Here is a 3,635-nt window from a genome sequence, read left to right on the forward strand (position 1 = left end):
GGGCTTAACCAGGACTCATGCTCGTTCCTATCGTGGTAGTATGTATGATTTGAAACCTTTTTACCGAGGCGCAACAGTTACAGTAATTGGCGCCATCAGCTTGAGTGATGTAGTGGCACTAATGACTTTAGATGGAGCGATGGATGGCGACGCTTTTCAGGTCTTTATTGAAAAGTGTTTAGTCCCGCGACTATGGTCTGGGGCGGTAGTGATTATGGACAATCTTCCCGCTCACAAGATAGCTGCTATCAAACCAATGATTCAAGCTGTTGGTGCAAACGTGCTGAATTTATCACCGAATTTCTCCAGATTTTAATCCGATTGAACTATGGTGGTCACAACTGGAATCTTTCTTACGTCAATTTTCCCCTACCACTACAAACATGGTTGATGTCCTCATTGCCACTGCTCTTGACTTAATCAATCCCAAGCATTTACGCAACTGGTTTACCAATTGCTGTTACTGTACTCAATAAGCCTGCAATCTGCTGTATCCCTCTTTTGTCACTCTGAGTAAGGAAAAAACAAACTAAAACTTGAAAAAGCTTGTAATGTAAAGCTTTTAAACTTTATTTTCTCACATCAGACTTCCTTTGTAGTCATTTTGCCAAAATCCTGAGCTAAAGCAGGTTCTAGATTTTACTCTCCTGAAAGTGATAAAAGAGGGGTATTAGGCTGTTGAAGCTGGGGGTTACTGCGAGGTGGAATCACTACTTTGGCTTGGCGTTGAGTGATTGTGTCGTAACAGTCTATTGTGTCATCACCGCCATCACCTGATCCTTGTTCAATATTGGAGTTAATTTGCTCCCACAAGTCGGGTAGCACCTGACAATCTGCTATTTAAGTTCTGATAAATTCCAGTAATTCTTTTGCTTGAGCCACTCAATTACTGCAAGGCGTGTTTCTCCCTCAAGATAACCAGTAGACCCTTGATACTTTAGGGCAAGTCCAGCGATGCCTTGCTGCTTAAACAGTTGTTTATACTTACTGATAAATCCGACAGACACCTGCAACACATCTCTAATCTCAAAGTAGCTACACTTCTGTTTGACCATTTGAACTGCCAACGCCCGTTTTAGTTCTCTGGGATCAGGATTACTCTCGATGAAATCGCTCAGACATTTTATTTCCAAGTCACGGTACTTGAACAACTGCTTTGTTTAACTATATCCTTAGCTCCTCTTTTTTTCATAAATGATTCAGGATTGCTATATTGCATTCCAAAGTTTGGTAGGTAAACTTTGGGATGCCTGATTGCCATCAATGGCGCTCCTTTCAACTGTTTAACAATGTTTATTCTGCTTGCCAACTTAGCTCCGTCTGCTCATCGGCAGGAAATAGGCATTCAATTCGCAATTCCTGAAGCGTGATATCGTAGGGCGTACCTAATGTCGCGATCGTTGAAAAAAACTGCAAATCTAAGTTCTGACGCTGGAGGTGGATAGTGAGTAGTAGGATATTTTGTACAGCTTGATTTAAAGTTTGCCATAGTTCAGAAATACCTGGATAGCTCATCAGTTCCTGCCGCAACGCAATAGATTGTTTACTTTCACCTGCGGAAATCGCTTCTCTATGCACCCGTTGCAGTAAGTGATCAGCAACTTCTTGCCAGTTAGCGATAAACGGACGTAAACCTTGGGGATCGAACATGACTCGCAGCAAATTGATTTTTCCTTCTTGATAAAAATAGTTTTGGAGTTTGTCTGGCTCGATAAAAATAGTCAGCAGTCGAGTAGCGGCGCTATTAGTCAACAGCAGATTCCAGTAGCGATCGATTACAAACGCCGGGTATGGTTCTTGCTGCCGCAGCAGGAAATCAAGGGCTTTACGCACCGAGGTCATTTCTGGAGCCGACAGATCGGTTTCTGTATGGATAGGGGCAAATCCTGCCGCCGTTAGCATCAAATTTTGCTGTCTGAGAGGAATTTCTAAGATTATTGCCAATTGCAGCACCATCTCCCGACTTGGTTTGGCGCGTCCTGATTCGATAAAACTAATGTGGCGTTGAGAAACTTGACTTGCGATCGCTAAATCAAGCTGGCTGAAGCCGCGCCCGTTGCGCCATTGTTTGAGGAGCATTCCAAAAGATTCAAGTTGGCGGTCAGAGGTAATAGTGCGTCGCTGCATAATAAGTTTTGCAAGAATTTTGATTACCTCACAGGTAATTGCTTCAATTATCTCTCTTTGGCACGATGATGATATACCAATTGGGGTGAATAACCATGCTGAAAACAAATACAGCAAAATAAATTGCCAGTAAAAAGGTCAATCGAGATGGTTAGCGCCTTCTTTGAAGCTGACTTGCACTCTGTGCAAGCTTTCACAAGGCGATCGCAATCCGAAACTATCCGATTGATATAACTCTTGGCGAAAGACGGCTCAGGTAAAACAATCTTATTAACTTACAGGAGAAGATCGTGCTGAAGTCAACAAATATTCCAGCAAAAAGTTTACTCAACTCTACGAAAATCATTTATTTATTTCTAGCGATCGCTGGGTCAATTGCGCCCTGGTTTTGGCTGCTGCAAGATCCCGGCGCGTTACTGTCTCCAGCGTTATTTCTGCAACGAGCGTTTGAGAACAACATTGCTGCGGCTCATGCAAGTGATTTGTACATTAGTGCGATCGCGTTCTTTTATTTTGCCTGGGTAGAACTGAAACATTTAGGGGCTTCCCGTTTGGGGATTCTCCTCTACGTTGCGTTGACCTTTGGAGTTGGGGTTTCTTGCGCTCTGCCTTTCTTTTTGTATCGCCGAGCGCAAATCTTGGAAAGAAACGCATTCAAATAGTACACAAGATAATCAGCGAGGCATTTTTATGAAAACACCTTTTACTGGCGGTTGTATGTGCGGAGCTATCCGCTACGAATGTGTAGCAGAGCCAATAGTTATGGGAAATTGCCATTGCCGAGATTGTCAAAGGGCGACAGGCACGGCTTTTGCGGCGGCGCTGCTCGTACTACGCGATGCAGTCACCATTACTGGTAATGTCAAATATCACGACGTTATGGGTGATAGTGGAGGCATCGTCAGTCGGGGATTTTGTCCAAATTGTGGTTCTCAATTATTTGGTAAGCCGTCAATGCCTGAATTCATGGGCATTACAGCAGGCAGCCTTGATGACCCAAGCGAGTTTCAACCAGGAATGAATTTTTATACAGCCAGCGCTCAAAAATGGGATTACATGAACCCAGAATTACCCAAGTTTGCCAAGTTGCCACCACCACCCAATAATTCTATTGCCGCAGACGGAATCAAGTAAGCTGAACCAAATCAACCTATAGGCAGGAGTTTTACAAATAAGGGACAAAACCACAGGATGGCGATCGCCATCAAAATTATTAGCCATGACGGCACAAATCTGCTCAAGCATAAGGATAAATTATGAAGATTACCGCTTCAGCCATTTCCCTTAATGTCGATGATGTCACAGCATCAGCTACGTTTGTTAAGCAGCATTTCGGCTTTAGCGAAGATATGTCTGCCGATGGGTTTGTGTCGCTCTCTATCCCTCTTTTGTCACTCTGAGTAAGGAAAAAACAAACTAAAACTTGAAAAAGCTTGTAATGTAAAGCTTTTAAACTTTATTTTCTCACATCAGACTTCCTTTGTAGTCATTTTGCCAAAATCCTGAGC

At 43.1% G+C, this 3,635-nt stretch carries 6 protein-coding genes and 1 pseudogene; 4 read left to right on the forward strand and 3 right to left on the reverse strand.

From position 1 onward, the window contains the following. Nucleotides 1-316, forward strand: a 316-nt coding sequence (locus AC2VE5_RS24690; RefSeq protein WP_486890256.1) for a transposase, incomplete at its 5' end; no start/stop codon positions are given. Between the two features lie 323 nt (nt 317-639). On the opposite strand, the gene AC2VE5_RS24695 is transcribed toward AC2VE5_RS24690, so the two are convergent. From AC2VE5_RS24695 to AC2VE5_RS24705, 3 genes are all read right to left on the reverse strand, one after another. Beyond that, entirely contained in the window at nt 640-825 is a 186-nt protein-coding gene (locus tag AC2VE5_RS24695; RefSeq protein WP_486890257.1) for a hypothetical protein, read from the reverse strand. Nucleotides 826-836: 11 nt separating this feature from the next. Beyond that, entirely contained in the window at nt 837-1,151 is a 315-nt protein-coding gene (locus tag AC2VE5_RS24700) for a helix-turn-helix domain-containing protein (RefSeq protein ID WP_486890258.1), read from the reverse strand. Between the two features lie 142 nt (nt 1,152-1,293). After that, complete coding sequence (locus tag AC2VE5_RS24705; protein WP_486890259.1) at nt 1,294-2,127, reverse strand: helix-turn-helix domain-containing protein; 834 nt, start codon at nt 2,125-2,127, stop codon at nt 1,294-1,296. 290 nt (nt 2,128-2,417) lie between these two features. Here AC2VE5_RS24705 and AC2VE5_RS24710 point away from each other — a divergent pair, with 290 nt between their 5' ends. The 3 genes and pseudogenes from AC2VE5_RS24710 to AC2VE5_RS24720 all read left to right on the forward strand — a co-directional run. Then, complete coding sequence (locus tag AC2VE5_RS24710; RefSeq protein WP_486890260.1) at nt 2,418-2,789, forward strand: DUF2834 domain-containing protein; 372 nt, start codon at nt 2,418-2,420, stop codon at nt 2,787-2,789. Nucleotides 2,790-2,817: 28 nt separating this feature from the next. Continuing rightward, nucleotides 2,818-3,261: a GFA family protein gene (locus AC2VE5_RS24715; RefSeq protein ID WP_486890261.1), complete on the forward strand. Its 444-nt coding sequence runs from the start codon at nt 2,818-2,820 to the stop codon at nt 3,259-3,261. Between the two features lie 122 nt (nt 3,262-3,383). After that, nucleotides 3,384-3,506, forward strand: a pseudogene (locus AC2VE5_RS24720) (VOC family protein); the annotation flags it as partial. Nucleotides 3,507-3,635: the final 129 nt, after the last annotated feature.

It is taken from the genome of Aliterella sp. E5.1, assembly GCF_057473825.1.